The sequence below is a fragment of the Paraburkholderia hiiakae genome (assembly GCF_904848665.1).
Classification (GTDB): Bacteria; Pseudomonadota; Gammaproteobacteria; order Burkholderiales; family Burkholderiaceae; genus Paraburkholderia; species Paraburkholderia hiiakae.
In genome coordinates this window covers 20,418-35,713 of record NZ_CAJHCQ010000022.1, presented here as the reverse complement: position 1 = coordinate 35,713, position 15,296 = coordinate 20,418, and the positions used below count along the sequence as shown (strand labels likewise).

Genomic DNA, 15,296 nt, shown 5'->3' with positions numbered 1-15,296 from the left:
GGCGTGAGCGTCAGAGAGTGTGGCTGCGGTCACCGCGCACGAATGCCGCGATGGTCTCGTCGATGCCGCGCGAAAACGCGATCACCTTGAATAGCTCGCCCATCTCCGCTTCGGAAACGAGTTTCTGCACCGCGTTCGCGGCGGGCAGGAAGCGCTGCGGGTCGCGCGGATCGATTTCGCCGAGCACTTCGGTAATGCCCGCGTTCATCAGAAAGCGCGCCTGCGTGGTGTAGCCAAGCAGATCCGCGCCCGCTTCGACGCCGGCTTCCGCGATGCCCGTGAATTCAACGTGCGCGGTGATGTCCTGCAAGCCGGGATACAGGAACGGGTCGCCGTGCGCACGGTGTCGGTAGTGGCACATCAGCGTGCCTTGCGCGCGCTGCGCATGGTAGTACTCGTGGCGCGGAAATCCATAGTCGATGAAGAACGCCGCGCCGCGCTGGAGCATCGCGCAAACCGTGCGCGTGAACGCGAGCGCGGCTTCGTGTGTTTCGGTCACGTAGTCTTCGCTGCCTTCCACACTCGCGAGCGCGCTCGCGGGCCAGTTGGCATCGCGTCCGGAATTCGCGGGCTGATCGGCGAAGGCGAGGGCGCCTTCTGCGCTTACGCTCACGCCGCGCTCATGCCACACCGCGTCCTTGCGCGCGAAGAGGCGCACCGGCATCGCGTCGAGCACTTCGTTGCCGATCACGACGCCTTCGAACTGCGCAGGCAGCGCGTCGAGCCATGTCACGCGATCGAGGAGCGCCGGCGCGAGCTGCGCAATTGTCTTGCGCTGGCGCTCACGCAGCTCGCCCGATAGATCGACGATTGCATAGGAGTCGAACGGCACATCTGCGGCGTCGAGTGCGAGCATCACGCCCGCCGCGAGGCGGCCCGTGCCGGCACCGAATTCCATCAGGCGGTGCGTGCCGCTGGCGGCGAGCGCTTCGCCCACGGCGCGCGCGAGCGTCGCGGCAAAGAGCGGCGACAGTTCGGGCGCGGTCACGAAGTCGCTGCCGTCGTCGGCGAAGAGGCCGAACTTGCGTGCTCCGCCGCTGTAGTAACCGAGTCCCGGCGCGTAAAGCGCGCGCTCCATGTAGCGGTCGAACGGGAGCCACCCGCCCGCCGCCGCGATCTCGGCGCGCAGCGTGGCCGCGAGCGCCTCGGACTGCGCGAGCGCGATCGCCTCGGGAACAGGTAAACTATCGGGTTCGTGAGCTTTCGGATTCATCCCGGCATTGTAAATGAGCGCAACTCCCGGCATCCGCCCGGCCGACGCCGACATGAGCGCATCCGGCGAAGGATCGCGCCCCGATTCTGAGACCCAGGCGCCCGTCGTGCTGGTGACGGGCGGAGCGCGCCGCATTGGCCGCGAGCTGTCGCTCGGCTTTGCCGCGCGCGGCTGGGACGTCGCGGTGCATTACGGCGAGTCGCGCGAGGCCGCCGACGAAGTCGTCGCGCAAATCGCGGCGCTGGGCCGCAGGGCCGTGGCGCTGCACGCCGACCTCGGCAACGAAGCCCAGGTGGCGCGGCTCGTGCCGGACTGCGCCGCGGCGCTCGGTCGTCCTGCGTGCGTGCTCAACAATGCGTCGCGCTTCGACGAGGACACCGCGCGGGATGTGGGCTACACGAAGCTGCTGCAGCTCATGGCGATCAACGTGGGCGCGCCGCTCGTGCTGGCGCGCATGCTGTACGAGGCAACGCCCGAGGCAGCGGTGGATGACGAGACGCTGCGCACGTGTGTGATCAACGTGCTCGACCAGAAGCTGTACAACATGAATCCCGACTATCTGTCGTACACGCTGACGAAGGCCGCGTTGCAGAACGCCACGGTTGCGCTCGCTCAGGCGCTCGCGCCGAAGGTGCGTGTGGTCGGGCTCGCACCGGGCCTGACGCTGCAGTCGGGCGACCAGACGCCGGAGAGCTTCGCGGCCGCGCACCAGGTCACGCCGCTCAAGCGCGCGTCGCGGCCCGCGGATCTCGTGGAAGCCGCGCTGTATCTCGCGCGGGCTTCGGGCGTGACGGGCACGACGCTCGTCGTGGACGGCGGCCAGCACCTCGTGCCGCTGCCGCGCGACGTGATGTTTTTGACGGGCGGCTGAAGCCCAAACGTTGGTTGCACCAAGATTTGCAACTAAATGCATAGCCCGCTGCGCGCAGGACTGCGAGCCAGTGGTGCTAACGAAGACAAAGGAACGCAAGCCGCCGCGCACGAGCGGTTTTGCAGACCGGCTGAACGACCCGCCGGGCGCGCCGCGCCGGCATACGTGCGAAAGAACGCACGCTTTTATCGACTGGAACTGACATGTCCACCGTTTTGCTTCACCCCCGGCTCGCCGATTGCCGCCGGCTTTTCCTGCGCGACTACGAAGTGCACATCAACATCGGCGTGCACGACTTCGAAAAGCGCGGCGAACAACGCGTCGTCATCAACGTCGATCTGTTCGTGCCGCTCGCTTCGACCACGCCCAACGAGGACAAGCTCCGCGAAGTCGTCGATTACGACTTCATGCGCTCGACCGTCGCCGAGCGCGTGGGCCGTGGCCATATCCATCTGCAGGAGACGCTCTGCGACGATCTCGCCGCCGCGCTCCTATCGCACGAACTCGTGCGCGCGGTGCGCGTCTCGACCGAAAAGCCCGACGTTTATCCTGACTGCGACGCGGTGGGCGTCGAGGTCTTTCGCATCAAAGAGGACTGATTCATGAACGCCCCCGAAACGCTAAGCGTCGGCGAGGACGCCGCGACCGAAGAGACGGGCCGCCAGGTGCTCACGCGCCGCGAGCAGAAGGAAGCCTACGAGAACAACAAGCTGTTCAAGCGCATCGCGCGTCAGGTCGGCCAGGCGATCGGCGACTACAACATGATCGAGAACGGCGACAAGGTCATGGTCTGCCTGTCGGGCGGCAAGGACAGCTACGCGATGCTCGACGTGCTGCTGCGCCTGCGCGAGCGCGCGCCGATCGACTTCGACATCGTCGCGGTGAACCTCGACCAGAAGCAGCCGGGCTTTCCGGAGCACGTGCTGCCCGAGTACCTCGACAAGGTGGGCGTGCCGTACCACATCGAGAACCAGGACACGTACAGCATCGTCAAGCGTCTCGTGCCCGAGGGCAAGACCACGTGCTCGCTGTGCTCGCGCCTGCGCCGGGGCATTCTGTATCGCGTGGCGGGCGAACTGGGCGCGACCAAGATCGCGCTCGGCCATCATCGCGACGACATTCTTCAGACGCTGCTGCTGAACCTGTTCTACGGCGGCAAGTTGAAGGGCATGCCGCCCAAGCTGCAATCGGACGACGGCAAGAACGTCGTGATCCGGCCGCTCGCGTACGTGAAGGAAACCGATCTCGAGAAGTACGCGGTGCTGCGCGAATTCCCGATCATTCCGTGCACCCTGTGCGGCAGCCAGCCGAACCTGAAACGCGCGGAGATGAAGGCGCTGATCCGCGAGTGGGACAAGCGTTTCCCGGGCCGCGTGGAGAACATGTTCAACGCGCTCGGCAACGTCGTGCCCTCGCACCTCATGGACGCGAACCTGTTCAACTTCGCGGACCTGCGCGCGACGGGTGTGGCCGATGCGGCCGGCGATATCGCATTCGACGAGGAGCCGTGCTCCACCGACCCGGCGCCCGCGGAAGGCACGGCGATCAAGTTCACGCCGTTCGACGATCTTTAAGCCGCGCGTTTCAAGCCGGCACTGCGGTTTGTCTTAAACGCTCCGACCCCGAATCGGAGCGTTTTTCATTTCGGGCCGATGTCCCGAAAAGCAGTTGTAAAACAGTGTTTATCGGGGCACGAGAGCCGGTCTGGCCGGCGTGTCGGGGATATCCCGCATGCTAAAATCAGCCGCTTCATTCCTCATCCAGTCACTGATGCAATGAACATCGTGATCCTCGCGGCAGGCATGGGCAAACGCATGCACTCCGCGCTGCCGAAAGTGCTCCATCCGCTCGCCGGCAAGCCGCTCCTCTCGCACGTTATCGATACTGCCCGCACGCTTTCGCCCACCCGGCTCGTCGTCGTGGTCGGCCATGGCGGCGAAGCCGTGCGCGAAGCCGTTGGCGCGCCCGACGTCCAGTTCGCGCTGCAGGCGCAGCAACTCGGCACGGGCCACGCGCTCGCGCAGGCGCTGCCGCTGCTCGACGCGAACGTGCCCACGCTCGTGCTCTACGGCGATGTGCCGCTCACGCGCGCGTCCACGCTCAAGCGTCTTGTCGAGACCGCCGGCCCGAACGGCTACGGCATCCTCACCGTCACGCTCGACGACCCGACCGGTTATGGCCGCATCGTGCGCGACGCTGCCGGCAAGGTCGAGCGCATCGTCGAGCAGAAGGACGCCAACGAAGCCCAGCGCAAGATCGCCGAGATCAATACCGGCATCGTCGTGACACCTACCGCGCCGCTCGCGCTCTGGCTTGCGGCGCTCGGGAACGACAACGCGCAGGGCGAGCATTACCTCACCGATGTCGTGGAAGCCGCGATCGCAGCCGGTCATCCGGCCGTGACCGCGCAGCCCGACGACGAATGGGAAACGCTCGGCGTGAACAGCAAGCAGCAGCTTGCCGAACTCGAGCGCGTGCATCAGCGCACGGTGGCCGAGGCGCTGCTCGTGGCGGGTGTCACGCTCGCGGACCCGGCGCGCATCGACGTGCGCGGCTCGCTCACGTGTGGGCGCGACGTGTTCATCGACGTGAACTGCGTGTTCGAAGGCGAGGTGACGCTGGCGGACAACGTGAGCGTGGGCCCGAACTGCGTGATTCGCAGCGCGTCGATCGGTGCGGGCACGCGCGTGGACGCTTACACGCATATCGAAAACGCAGCGGTTGGCGCGAACGCGGTGCTTGGACCGTATGCGCGACTGCGCCCGGGCGCCAGACTCGCCGACGACGTGCACGTGGGCAACTTCGTCGAGGTGAAGAACGCGAACATCGGCACGGGCTCGAAGGCGAATCACCTGAGCTACGTAGGCGACGCCGACGTGGGCGCGGGCGTGAACATCGGCGCGGGCACCATCACCTGCAATTACGACGGCGCGAACAAGCACCGCACGATCATCGAGGACAACGTGTTCGTGGGTTCGGATACGCAACTCGTCGCTCCCGTGCGCGTGGGCCGCGGCGTGACCATCGCGGCGGGTACGACGGTGTGGAAGGACGTGCCTGAAGCCACGCTCGTACTCAACGAGAAAACGCAGATCGCGAAAACCGGCTACGTTCGCCCGGTCAAGAAAAAGAACTGAACGGTTCAAACCCGGCGCCGCTCGCGTGAAAACGCGCGGCGCCCACGCCTCTCATTGCAAAGGATCGAATTCATGTGCGGCATCGTCGGCGCGGTTGCGCAACGTAACATCGTTCCCGTCCTGATCGAAGGACTGCGGCGCCTCGAATATCGCGGCTACGACTCGTGCGGCGTGGCCGTCGTGACGGCCGACGGCCCGCAGCGTGTGCGCAGCGTCGCTCGCGTAGCCGAGCTCGATGAGCAGGTCCGCGAGGCGCACTTCGAAGGCGTGACCGGCATCGCGCATACGCGCTGGGCGACGCACGGCGCGCCCACGGTGAACAACGCGCACCCGATCTTCTCGCGCGACACGCTCGCGATCGTGCACAACGGCATCATCGAGAACTACGAGTCGCTGCGCGAAATGTTGCGCGCGAAGGGCTACGAGTTCGTTTCGCAGACCGACACCGAAGTCATCGCCCATTTGATCCACAGCCTTTATCAAGGCGACCTGTTCGCCGCCGTGCGCACGGCCGTGCAGCAGCTCGCGGGCGCGTATGCGATCGGCGTGGTGCACAAGAGCCAGCCGCATACGGTGGTCGGTGCGCGCGCGGGTTCGCCGCTCGTGGTGGGCTATGGCAAGGGCGAGAACTTCATCGCGTCGGATGGGCTCGCCATCGCGGGCAGCGCCGAGCACATCAGTTATCTGGAAGAAGGCGATGTGTGCGAGATCACGCTTGAAGGCGTGCGCATTGCCGATCGCGCGGGCAACATCGTGACGCGCGAAGTGCGCGACGTGCAGGCCTACGGCGCATACGGCGGCGCGGTCGATCTCGGCCCGTATCGCCACTACATGCAGAAGGAAATCTTCGAGCAGCCGCGCGCGATCTCGGACACGATTCCCGCCACCGACACGTTCACGCCCGAGCTTTTCGGCGACAACGCGCTCGAGGTGTTCAAGGGTATCGACAGCATCCTGATTCTCGCGTGCGGCACGAGCTATTACGCGGGCCTCACGGCGAAGTACTGGCTCGAGTCGGTGGCGAAGATCCGCACCGATGTCGAGATCGCGAGCGAATACCGCTATCGCGAGTCGGTGCCGAATCCGCGCGCGCTCGTCGTGACGATCTCGCAGTCGGGCGAGACCGCCGACACGCTCGCCGCGCTCAAGCATGCGCAGTCGCTCGGCATGGAGCACACGCTCGCCGTGTGCAACGTGGCGACGAGCGCGATGGTGCGCCTCACCGAACTCAAATTCCTCACGCACGCGGGGCGCGAGATTGGCGTGGCATCGACGAAGGCGTTCACCACGCAGCTCGTTGGCCTCTTCATTCTCGCGGTCACGCTCGGCAAGCTGCGCGGTCATGTGAATGCAGAGCAGGAAGCCGCGTACCTGAAACTGCTGCGTCACCTGCCGGCCGCGCTCAACGGCGTGCTCGCGCTGGAGCCGCAGATCATCGCGTGGGCGGAAGAGTTCGCGCGCAAGGAAAACGCGCTTTTCCTCGGGCGCGGGCTGCATTATCCGATCGCGCTCGAAGGCGCGCTCAAGCTCAAGGAAATCTCCTACATCCACGCCGAGGCTTATCCGGCAGGCGAGCTCAAGCACGGACCGCTTGCGCTCGTAACCGAGGCGATGCCCGTGGTGACGGTGGCGCCCAACGACGCGCTGCTCGAAAAGCTCAAGTCGAACATGCAGGAAGTGCGCGCGCGCGGCGGCCAGCTGTACGTGTTCGCCGATGCCGATACGCATATCACGAGCGAAGACGGCATCCACGTGATTCGGATGCCGGAGCACTACGGGCTGCTTTCGCCGATCCTGCACGTCGTGCCGCTGCAACTGCTCGCGTATCACACGGCGTGCGTGCGCGGCACCGATGTGGACAAGCCGCGCAATCTTGCGAAATCGGTGACGGTGGAGTGAGTTTTTTCGCGCGCTGATCGTGCCTGTTGAAAAAGGGGATGCCGTAATGGCATCCCCTTTTTTATTTGTCGATCGCAGCAGGAGCCGTTGAGAGGCCGCTCAGGCGGCTGCTGCGGTTCGCAGTGTGGCCTCGGATGGTCTGACGCGCTGCGTCGCCCCTGAGGCCGCGCAGCGCGCTCGCTGGGACCGTGAGAGCGCATGGCCACTGCGAACCTCAGCCGAAACGCCGCTGTAAGGTCATAATGTCGCCGTTCGATCAAGGAGGCGAAAGTGGCAAACGTGGCGCAATCCCGGCAACCGGGGCAGTCCGGCAGACTACCCCGCCTGTTCGTGTTTTCCGGTGCGGGCCTCTCTGCGGAGAGCGGCATTTCGACCTTCCGCACCGGCGACGGCATCTGGTCCCACGCGAGCATCGACGAGGTCTGCAACTACCTCACGTGGCGCCGCAACCGGCCCGCGGTTTTCCGCTTCTACAATCAGCGCATCGCCGAATGCGGCGACGCGCGCCCGAACGCCGCCCATCAACTGCTTGCGAAGTGGCAGAACGCCTGGGGCACGGAGCGCGTGCATCTCATCACGCAGAACATCGACGACATGCTCGAGCAGGCCGGCGCGCGCCAGGTCACGCATCTGCACGGCGACATGATTTCGCTTCTGTGCACCGACTGCGACTATCGCTTCCCGGCCTCCGGCCGGGCACTCGATCCCCAGGCCGCCTGTCCGTCGTGCGGGCAGGTGGAGGGCGTGAAGCCCGGTGTGGTGTTCTTCAACGAGGCCGCGCCCGAGTACGAGACGCTCTGGCGCATTCAGAGCGACATGACGCCTGACGATCTCTTCATCGCTGTGGGGACGGCGTTCGAGGTGATCCCGCCCGAGCGGCTTCTGCCCCCCGAGCGTTGCGGGCATTACGCGCGCAATTTCCTCGTCGATCCGGTGCCGCGGCGCACGGAATGCTTCGGCGTCGTAGAGGCCAAGCCCGCGACCGTTGGTTTGCTCGATCTCGAACCGACTATCGAGCGGATGATGGCGGGCGGCTAGCGTCCATACTCACGCGCTGCATTCAGCAAGGGCGTGCCTCCTCGGGAGGTACGCCCTTTTTCATGTGCGCGTGCATCCGACAGTCGCCTTCTCCTTTTTCATCTCGTGTTGTCATGAAGTAGCGGCGCGACCCGCCGTGAGCACGCAGACGGGTCGCGTGTCACGATGTTCGCGCGCCCGATTCAAGACAAAGCACAACGACTTTGCACGAATGCGCAGCACGCGAGCGCAGCGAGCGTCGCGTGTATCCCATAGTCTTTTCAGTATTTATATTTATAAGTAGTAACAGTTAACAAGTCCTGGCATTAACTGTGGACAACAGGAAAATTACCTGACGGCTCATACCGATGCAAAACGGACAGCCATGCGGACAAAGCTTGTACGCGTTGCGAGCTCCTGGGATAACTTTTCAGACCGCAACGCCCGGCGCGTGGTTATCAAGAAGTGGTCCACAGGTCGTTCGCCGGGTCGTCCCCAGGTTATCCAGAGGTGGGCGTGGATAACCTGGCCCGGGGCGGCGCAATCACGTGTTATCCACACGAAAAAAATGGCGCCGCTTAATAGCGACGCCATTCGTTAAAAGGAACTGCAGGGCGCGATATCAACGCCGAGAAATTGTGTCGCGCTTTACGCCGTTTCGGCTGGCTGCGCAGTTGCACGCTGCCGGGCGCGCAGTCGCGCTTGCCAGGCCGGCAGCAGTTGGCAGGCGAGCAAGCCTGCAAGCATGAGCGCGCAACCGGCGAGTGCGCGCGGCGTGAGCGTTTCGCCGAGTGCGGCCCAGCCCGCGAGCGCGGCGAACACGCCTTCCATGCTGAAGATCACGGCGGCGTGCGCGGGCGCGGCGTCGCGCTGCGCGACGACCTGCAGCGTATAACCGATGCCCACCGAAAGCGCGCCGCCATAGAGGATGGTGGGCGCGGCGCGCACGATGTCGGCCGCACGCAGAGGTTCGCACGCGAGCCCGATTGCGAGGCAGACCACGCCGCAGGCGACGAACTGAACGATCGAGAGGGCGAGCGGGTCGTGGCGTGGCGCGTAGTGGCCCACGAGCATGACCTGGATCGAAATCACGAGCGCGCAGCCGAGCTGGAACCAGTCGCCGTACATCACCGCAAAGTGCTCGTTGATGCTGAGGAAGTAGAGCCCAACCGCAGCGAGCGCAGCGCCGACCCATGTGCCGATTCCCGTGCGATGGCGCAGCAGCACGCCGAGCATCGGCACGATCACGACATAGAGCGAACTGATGAAGCCGGCGTTGGCGATTTTCGTGTAGCCGAGCCCGATCTGCTGAAGCGAGATAGCGACGGCCAGCACGAGGCCGAGCACGGTGCCCGAGCGCAGCAGCGCGCCGTTGAATAGCGCGGGGGCCGCCGCGTTGCCGCTGCCCGCTGCACGGCGCCCACTGGTGCGGCCGCGTACCAGCAAGAAGCAGGAGACGACGCCGGCGCCCAGCAGGAAGCGCAGGCCGGTGAACAGGAACGGGCCGATGGCGTCGAGGCTCAGTCGCTGGGCGACGAATGCCGAGCCCCAGATGAGGGCGGCGGTCAGCATCAACAGATTGGCGCGCAGGTGGCGGCTGGTGGCGGATTGCAAGCGGAGATCTCTTTTCGCGGGAAACGGGCGCGACAGCGTTTTCGACGGTTGGCGCGCGTGGCGCGCGCTGTCCTGTTGCGCAAGGGGCGGCTTGCCCTTTTTTCGCGATTGCAGCTGAACCGGGCGATAATCTGGCCCGAATTCACTCGGGGTAGGCCGATTCAGCGTATTACGTGAAAAGACAACGAACTTCCGGAAAACGAACGCGTAAATGACGATCGTATCCGAATTGAAAGGGAATTGTCTCCCGGAAAATACACCCGGCCATTTGCGGATGACAAACGCCCTACGCTGCGTAATACTGCTTCGCGCGAAACGCCCGCTCAGATCGGCAAGCGGATCGTTTCGCGGTTTCACGCTGTTCTAATTCACAACGTGCCGGTCATTATTTGTCAGGTTTGGGGAACAACAGATGAAAAAGATTCTCGCCTCGCTCGTCGCAGCATCCGCAGCACTGATTTCGGTTCAGGCATTCGCACAAGACGCTTCGGCACCGGCAGCAACCGCACCGGCAGCCAGCGCACCGGCCAAGGCCAAGAAGCAACACAAGCAACTCAAGCACCACGGCAAGCGCGCCGCTGTGTCGGAAGGCGCATCGGCCGCCGGCACGTCGGACAAGGGCCAAGCTAACTAAAGCGCCCTTCAGCCGTAAAAAAGCCAGAGCGTCTGCTCTGGCTTTTTTTTTACGCGCTCGCCGCGGGTGAACGTTCAGGACGCGTCGCCCGCGAGCCCGGCTTCCAGCAATTCGGCGAGCAGGCCGTTCACGCCGCCCGGATGGCCCTCGGCCCGAGTCTTCAACTTCTCGACGAGATCGGCGTTGAGCTTGCACGCGAACGGCACGAGCCCTTGTGCCTGGTCCAGCTTGCGCTGTTCGCGGCGGTCCAGTGCCGGCTGCGCCGAACTCTTGCCGAAGCGGTCGGGCCCGCTCTTGTTCGTCGCTTGCATCAGTTTCAGCGCCTTGTTCTTTTCAAGGTCGGTTTTCTTCATGGTCATATGTCGTGCTCCGGTGTTGGGCGGTGGCGCGCATTGTACGCAAACGCCTGCGTGCGTCCATCGCGGCTAGTGCCGCTTGAGCGCCTTTTTGCCGCATCGCGTAGCCGTGAATACCACTACGCGTCGTCGCTGTGATCCGGCCCTTCGTGGCTGTTGCGCCGGTCGTGCGCGTTGTGCCCGTTGTGTGCCGCGTGGGCTTCGTCCGTGGGGCGCGTGAGGCTGTCAATCAGCGTGCGCATGCGCTGCCAATGCGAGCCTTCCCAGAACACCCGCTGGCAGACGTCGCAGGTCACGAAGCGCGTCTGCCGGTCGTAGACGCCGGCGGGCACGCGCTCGCGGACCGCGGCGCGCTCGATGGGCCGCAGTGGTGCGTTGCACATGAGGCACAGCCGGAACGGCCGCGCGCTTGCCGCAAGATCGAGCCGCTCGAAAATCTCATGGACCTGGGCGCGCGGCTTGAGCGCGCGCACGTAGCAGCCATGCGTGATGCTGCGCCGCTTGAGCAGTTCGCGGTCGCGCGTGAGCACGATGCGATGCTCGGCGGCGGCGAGCGCTTCGATCTCGTCGTCGGGGAAGTGGTTGTCGTAGAGCGTATCGAAACCGGCCAGCCGCAGGAGTTGCGCCAGGCCGCCAAGATGTGCGTCGGCGACAAAGCGCAGTTCGCGCAGCGGCGCGTCGCGCACGCGCAGCAGCGGCCGGATGTCCAGCGCTTCGAACTTCGGGTAGACGGCTACGCGGTCGCCGTCCGCGAGCGGATGGTCGAATCCGACCGATTCGTCATTCACGAGGATCAATTCGACTTCCGTATGCGGCACGCCGAGCGCTTCGATCATGTGTTTCGCCGTGGCGTCGCGCGCGCAGGCACAACTGAACGCACGCTGGCGCAGCGGCCGCGCAAGGAAGTCGTTCAGCTCCTCGTAAAAGCGAAAGGTGGCGGTGACCATGCAAAGCAGTATCGCACCGCCCGCCGGAGCGCGTGCGTGCGTTCGCGCGGCGTGAGAGGCCGCCTGCAGCGCGGCCCGCCTTGTGCTGTACTGCACCTTTCCCGGGGTTTCCCCTCGTTTTTCATGGAAGGAGCAGGCGATGGACATCGGATTTATCGGTCTTGGCGAAATGGGCGGTGCGATGGTCGGCAATCTGCTGAAGGCCGGCCACACGGTGCGAGTGTGGAACCGCACGGCTGCGAAGGCGCAGCCGCTTGCCGACGCGGGCGCGCGCATCGTCGGCAGGCCGGGCGAGGCCTTCGCGGGCGACGCCGTGCTCTCGATGCTCGCCGACGACGCCGCGCTGCGCGAGGTCATTGACGCGCCGCTGCTCGATCACGCACAGCCAGGCCTCGTGCACGTGAACATGGCGACCATTTCCGTCGAACTGGCCGAAGCGCTGGCGCAGGCGCATGCCGCGCGCGGATTGCACTACGTGGCGGCGCCGGTGCTCGGGCGCCCGGACGCCGCGCAGGCGGCGAAACTCACGATCATGGCGGCAGGGGCGACCGAGGCGATCGACCGCGTACAGCCGCTTTTCGACGTGATCGGCCAGAAGACGTGGCGCGTCGGCGCAGTACCGCAGCAGGCGAACGTGATGAAACTCGCCGCGAACTTCATGCTGGCTTCGGCCGTCGAGTCGCTCGGCGAGGCGGCGGCGCTGCTCGACGGCTATGGCGTCGCGATGCGCGACTTCCTCGACGTCGTGACAGCCGGTCCGTTTCCGGGCCCGGTGTATGCGGGCTATGGCGGCATGATCGCGCAGCGGCGCTACGAGCCCGCGCTCTTCAAGGCGCGCCTCGGCCTGAAGGACGTGCGGCTCGCACTGGCCGCCGCCGCTGCCGCCGCGACGCCGATGCCGCTCGCGAGTGTGCTGCACGACAGTCTGCTCGAAGCCGTGGCGCACGGCGACGGCGACCGCGACTTCGCCGTGCTCGGCAAGGTGGCTGCGCGGCGCGCGGGCCGTGGCTGAATACCGGGGCGCAATGAGGCTCGGCGAACGTTCGCGGCCGTTTTGCGATCAAAATCTTCAGACGACCGCTCGGTGACGCACAAAGACCTGGCGGGCGGCTAAGCACAATGTGGCGCATCTCGACGGACGGCGGCCGGGTTTGCGGCGCCGCCCGCGATGTGGGGACGGGGAACCGATGACGACGACAGGGCGCGCACCGGATCGAACGAGAGATCTGACTGCGTGGCCAATTTCAGGGTAGGAGAACGGCGGATGGAGACGCGCATCCTGATCGCCGACAACGACGAGAAGTCGCTCGACGGGCTCAGCACCTTGCTGACCGATCTTGGCTACGGCGTATCTGTGGCTCGCACGCTCGACGAGGCGCTCGATCTTGCCGCGCGCGGCGCGCACGACGTGGCAATCATGGCGCTTACGCTTGCGCAGGACGAGCCCGGAACGATCGTGCGGCAATTGCGCGCGGTTAGCGGTGCGCGCGCTCCGCTCCTGATCGCGCTCGGCGGCTGGGGCGAGTCGCGCCACCGAGACGAGGCGCTCGCGGCGGGCTTCGACGTGCATCTTGTGCGGCCTGTGGGACTCGATCAGTTGATGTTCATCCTGTCTATGACGGGACAATGACAGGTGTGTTGTTGTAGCGCAACATTCAGGGTGCGCACTACTTTACATGTTGCATTGCATCACGCTAGTCGATATACTGGCTCTTGTCTCCTCCATGTCTCCTCTGATATGGATTCAGCCCGCCAAACATTGGCGGGCTTTTTTTCGTCTGCACGTTTTGCGCCGGCGCAAAGCATCGGACATAAAAAAACCGGCTCAGCGAGCCGGTTTTTTGTTTGCGCTGCAAACCGCGCATGCTTCAGGCATGCAGGCCGGTATTCTCGTCCGCGCCAATTGCGAGATTCATGCACTGGATCGCCGCGCCCGATGCGCCCTTGCCGAGATTGTCGAGGCGCGCAACGGTGACGAACTGCTCGTCGTTGCCGAACACGAACAGGTCCACGCGGTTCGTGTCGTTGTTCGCCTGAACGTCGAACATACCGGCGTCGAGGTTTTCATCGGCGTTGAAGGGCGCGACGCGCACGAATTGCTCGCCCGCGTAGTACTCGGCGAACAGCGCCTGCACGTCCTGCGGCTTTGCGCCGCGCGTGAGCTGCTTCGGTGAAAAATAGGTCGTGACCGCGAGACCCTTGTAGAACGGTCCTACGATCGGCGTGAACACCGGCGCCGACTTCAGGCCGCCATGCACCGCCATTTCCGGCAGATGCTTGTGCGTGAGGCCGAGTGCGTAGGGGCGCGGGCTCGCGAGTTTCGCGTTGCCGCCCGCTTCGTACTCCGCAATCATTTTCTTGCCGCCGCCGCTGTAGCCTGTGAGCGAGTAGCTGTGCGCGGCGAATTCCGGCGCGACGAGCCTGGCTTCGACGAGCGGGCGCATGGCGAGGATGAACGCCGAAGCGTGGCAGCCGGGCACCGCGATGCGCTTCGATTTGCGCACCTTGTCGCGCTGGGCTTTGGTCAGTTCGGGCAGGCCGTACGCCCAGTCGGCCTGGGTGCGAAACGCCGTGCTCGCGTCGATGAGGACGGTTCGGTCGTTTTCCACGAGCGAGGCCGACTCGCGCGAGGCGACGTCGGGCAGGCACAGGAACGTCACGTCCGAAGCATTGATGAGACGGCGGCGTTCCTCGACGTCCTTGCGCTTTGCATCGTCGATACGCAGGATCTCGACGTCGGTGCGCGGCGACAGGTATTCAAAAATCTTCAGGCCGGTCGTGCCTTCCTGTCCGTCGACAAAAACTTTCGTGCTCATCTCAGTCTCTCTGAACGCGGTGGGGATTGCGGGGCGCCATCACCCAGGGCGGCGCTGGAACGGTATTTTAAGACGTCATGCCGACGCACGTGTGAACGCGCCTGGAAAAAAACCGGGGCTTACCCCTAAGGCAGCGGGTCAGTCGCTCCCGGTCAGCGGCCATACGTCACAGTGATTTGCGCGCTTCCGAGCGTCGAGCCGCTGATCTCGCGATCGAACAGCGCCGCGGGGCGGCCTTGCGCGAGCGGGAGCGTGTCGACGTTTAACGCATAGACGGTGATGACGTAGCGATGGGGATTCCCCGGCGGCGGGCACGGTCCCCCATAGCCGTCGATGTTGAAGTCGTTGCGTGCTTCGATCGCGCCGAGCTTGCGCAGCGCGCCCGAAGCGCTGGCGTTCTCCGGCAGGCTCTTCACGCTTGCGGGAATATTTGCAACTGCCCAGTGCCACCAGCCGCGCGCAGGCGCGTCGCGATCGAAGATCGTAATGGCAAAACTGCGCGTAGTGGCAGGAGCATTGCGCCAGGTCAAACTTGGCGATTGGTTCGGCCCCTTGCAGCCTGCATCGTTGAAAATCTGGCGTGATCCGATTTTTCCGCCGTCACTGAAATCGGCGCTCGATACTGTGAAATTTTCGCCTGCGTAGGCTAGGTTGACGGTCGTCACGACGCTCGCCATGGCGAGCCACGTGAATACGCTTGCACGACGCGTGCAACCTGGATCAAAGTCATATGGAGTACGCATCAGCGAGTTCTCCTGTATGTTTGTGAAATTCGGGCCACGTAGTCCTGAA

Annotated in this window: 15 protein-coding genes; 9 read left to right on the top strand and 6 right to left on the bottom strand. The window is 64.8% G+C overall.

Annotated elements, in window-relative coordinates:
* Positions 1-10: 10 nt before the first annotated feature.
* Positions 11-1,213, bottom strand: a complete 1,203-nt coding sequence (locus JMY28_RS31200) for a class I SAM-dependent methyltransferase (protein WP_201699774.1) — start codon at positions 1,211-1,213, stop codon at positions 11-13.
* 52 nt (positions 1,214-1,265) lie between these two features.
* Between JMY28_RS31200 and JMY28_RS31195 the strand changes: the two genes are divergently transcribed.
* The 6 genes from JMY28_RS31195 (at position 1,266) to JMY28_RS31170 (ending at position 8,158) form a co-directional block, all read left to right on the top strand.
* Positions 1,266-2,084, top strand: a complete 819-nt coding sequence (locus tag JMY28_RS31195) for an SDR family oxidoreductase (protein WP_201699858.1) — start codon at positions 1,266-1,268, stop codon at positions 2,082-2,084.
* A gap of 203 nt (positions 2,085-2,287) precedes the next feature.
* On the top strand, positions 2,288-2,683 hold the full coding sequence (locus JMY28_RS31190; RefSeq protein ID WP_201699773.1) for a dihydroneopterin aldolase: 396 nt from the start codon (positions 2,288-2,290) through the stop codon (positions 2,681-2,683).
* 3 nt (positions 2,684-2,686) lie between these two features.
* Positions 2,687-3,658 carry a tRNA 2-thiocytidine(32) synthetase TtcA gene (gene ttcA, locus JMY28_RS31185; RefSeq protein WP_201699772.1) on the top strand — a complete coding sequence of 324 codons (972 nt, stop codon included), beginning with the start codon at positions 2,687-2,689 and terminating at the stop codon, positions 3,656-3,658.
* A gap of 201 nt (positions 3,659-3,859) precedes the next feature.
* Positions 3,860-5,221, top strand: coding sequence for a bifunctional UDP-N-acetylglucosamine diphosphorylase/glucosamine-1-phosphate N-acetyltransferase GlmU (gene glmU / locus JMY28_RS31180; RefSeq protein ID WP_201699771.1), 1,362 nt, complete (start codon positions 3,860-3,862; stop codon positions 5,219-5,221).
* Between the two features lie 72 nt (positions 5,222-5,293).
* The gene (glmS, locus tag JMY28_RS31175) at positions 5,294-7,120 is read left to right on the top strand and encodes a glutamine--fructose-6-phosphate transaminase (isomerizing) (RefSeq protein ID WP_201699770.1); all 1,827 of its coding nucleotides are present in this window, start codon (positions 5,294-5,296) and stop codon (positions 7,118-7,120) included.
* A 270-nt stretch (positions 7,121-7,390) separates the two neighbouring features.
* A complete protein-coding gene (locus JMY28_RS31170; RefSeq protein ID WP_236597128.1) occupies positions 7,391-8,158 on the top strand; it encodes an SIR2 family NAD-dependent protein deacylase in 768 nt (255 codons plus the stop codon).
* Positions 8,159-8,785: 627 nt separating this feature from the next.
* Here JMY28_RS31170 and JMY28_RS31165 read toward each other — a convergent pair.
* Positions 8,786-9,709: a DMT family transporter gene (locus JMY28_RS31165; protein WP_201699856.1), complete on the bottom strand. Its 924-nt coding sequence runs from the start codon at positions 9,707-9,709 to the stop codon at positions 8,786-8,788.
* A gap of 454 nt (positions 9,710-10,163) precedes the next feature.
* Here JMY28_RS31165 and JMY28_RS31160 point away from each other — a divergent pair, with 454 nt between their 5' ends.
* Complete coding sequence (locus JMY28_RS31160; protein WP_201699769.1) at positions 10,164-10,385, top strand: hypothetical protein; 222 nt, start codon at positions 10,164-10,166, stop codon at positions 10,383-10,385.
* Between the two features lie 74 nt (positions 10,386-10,459).
* Here JMY28_RS31160 and JMY28_RS31155 read toward each other — a convergent pair whose 3' ends face one another.
* Both JMY28_RS31155 and JMY28_RS31150 read right to left on the bottom strand, forming a co-directional pair.
* Positions 10,460-10,744, bottom strand: a complete 285-nt coding sequence (locus JMY28_RS31155; protein WP_201699768.1) for a hypothetical protein — start codon at positions 10,742-10,744, stop codon at positions 10,460-10,462.
* 116 nt (positions 10,745-10,860) lie between these two features.
* Positions 10,861-11,688, bottom strand: a complete 828-nt coding sequence (locus JMY28_RS31150; protein WP_201699767.1) for a Mut7-C RNAse domain-containing protein — start codon at positions 11,686-11,688, stop codon at positions 10,861-10,863.
* A gap of 139 nt (positions 11,689-11,827) precedes the next feature.
* Here JMY28_RS31150 and JMY28_RS31145 point away from each other — a divergent pair, with 139 nt between their 5' ends.
* Complete coding sequence (locus JMY28_RS31145) at positions 11,828-12,700, top strand: NAD(P)-dependent oxidoreductase (protein WP_201699766.1); 873 nt, start codon at positions 11,828-11,830, stop codon at positions 12,698-12,700.
* Positions 12,701-12,952: 252 nt separating this feature from the next.
* Positions 12,953-13,318, top strand: coding sequence for a response regulator (locus tag JMY28_RS31140; protein WP_201699765.1), 366 nt, complete (start codon positions 12,953-12,955; stop codon positions 13,316-13,318).
* Between the two features lie 238 nt (positions 13,319-13,556).
* On the opposite strand, the gene argC is transcribed toward JMY28_RS31140, so the two are convergent.
* Entirely contained in the window at positions 13,557-14,504 is a 948-nt protein-coding gene (gene argC, locus JMY28_RS31135) for an N-acetyl-gamma-glutamyl-phosphate reductase (RefSeq protein ID WP_201699764.1), read from the bottom strand.
* Between the two features lie 152 nt (positions 14,505-14,656).
* A complete protein-coding gene (locus JMY28_RS31130) occupies positions 14,657-15,181 on the bottom strand; it encodes a YbhB/YbcL family Raf kinase inhibitor-like protein (RefSeq protein ID WP_236597132.1) in 525 nt (174 codons plus the stop codon).
* Positions 15,182-15,296: the final 115 nt, after the last annotated feature.

Coding starts and splice junctions, on each gene's coding strand:
- JMY28_RS31200 (WP_201699774.1), bottom strand. CDS start 1,213: ATGAATCCGAAAGCTCACGAACCCGATAGTTTACCTGTTCCCGAGGCG.
- JMY28_RS31195 (WP_201699858.1), top strand. CDS start 1,266: ATGAGCGCATCCGGCGAAGGATCGCGCCCCGATTCTGAGACCCAGGCG.
- JMY28_RS31190 (WP_201699773.1), top strand. CDS start 2,288: ATGTCCACCGTTTTGCTTCACCCCCGGCTCGCCGATTGCCGCCGGCTT.
- ttcA (WP_201699772.1), top strand. CDS start 2,687: ATGAACGCCCCCGAAACGCTAAGCGTCGGCGAGGACGCCGCGACCGAA.
- glmU (WP_201699771.1), top strand. CDS start 3,860: ATGAACATCGTGATCCTCGCGGCAGGCATGGGCAAACGCATGCACTCC.
- glmS (WP_201699770.1), top strand. CDS start 5,294: ATGTGCGGCATCGTCGGCGCGGTTGCGCAACGTAACATCGTTCCCGTC.
- JMY28_RS31165 (WP_201699856.1), bottom strand. CDS start 9,709: ATGCTGACCGCCGCCCTCATCTGGGGCTCGGCATTCGTCGCCCAGCGA.
- JMY28_RS31160 (WP_201699769.1), top strand. CDS start 10,164: ATGAAAAAGATTCTCGCCTCGCTCGTCGCAGCATCCGCAGCACTGATT.
- JMY28_RS31155 (WP_201699768.1), bottom strand. CDS start 10,744: ATGACCATGAAGAAAACCGACCTTGAAAAGAACAAGGCGCTGAAACTG.
- JMY28_RS31150 (WP_201699767.1), bottom strand. CDS start 11,688: ATGGTCACCGCCACCTTTCGCTTTTACGAGGAGCTGAACGACTTCCTT.
- JMY28_RS31145 (WP_201699766.1), top strand. CDS start 11,828: ATGGACATCGGATTTATCGGTCTTGGCGAAATGGGCGGTGCGATGGTC.
- JMY28_RS31140 (WP_201699765.1), top strand. CDS start 12,953: ATGGAGACGCGCATCCTGATCGCCGACAACGACGAGAAGTCGCTCGAC.
- argC (WP_201699764.1), bottom strand. CDS start 14,504: ATGAGCACGAAAGTTTTTGTCGACGGACAGGAAGGCACGACCGGCCTG.
- JMY28_RS31130 (WP_236597132.1), bottom strand. CDS start 15,181: ATGGCGAGCGTCGTGACGACCGTCAACCTAGCCTACGCAGGCGAAAAT.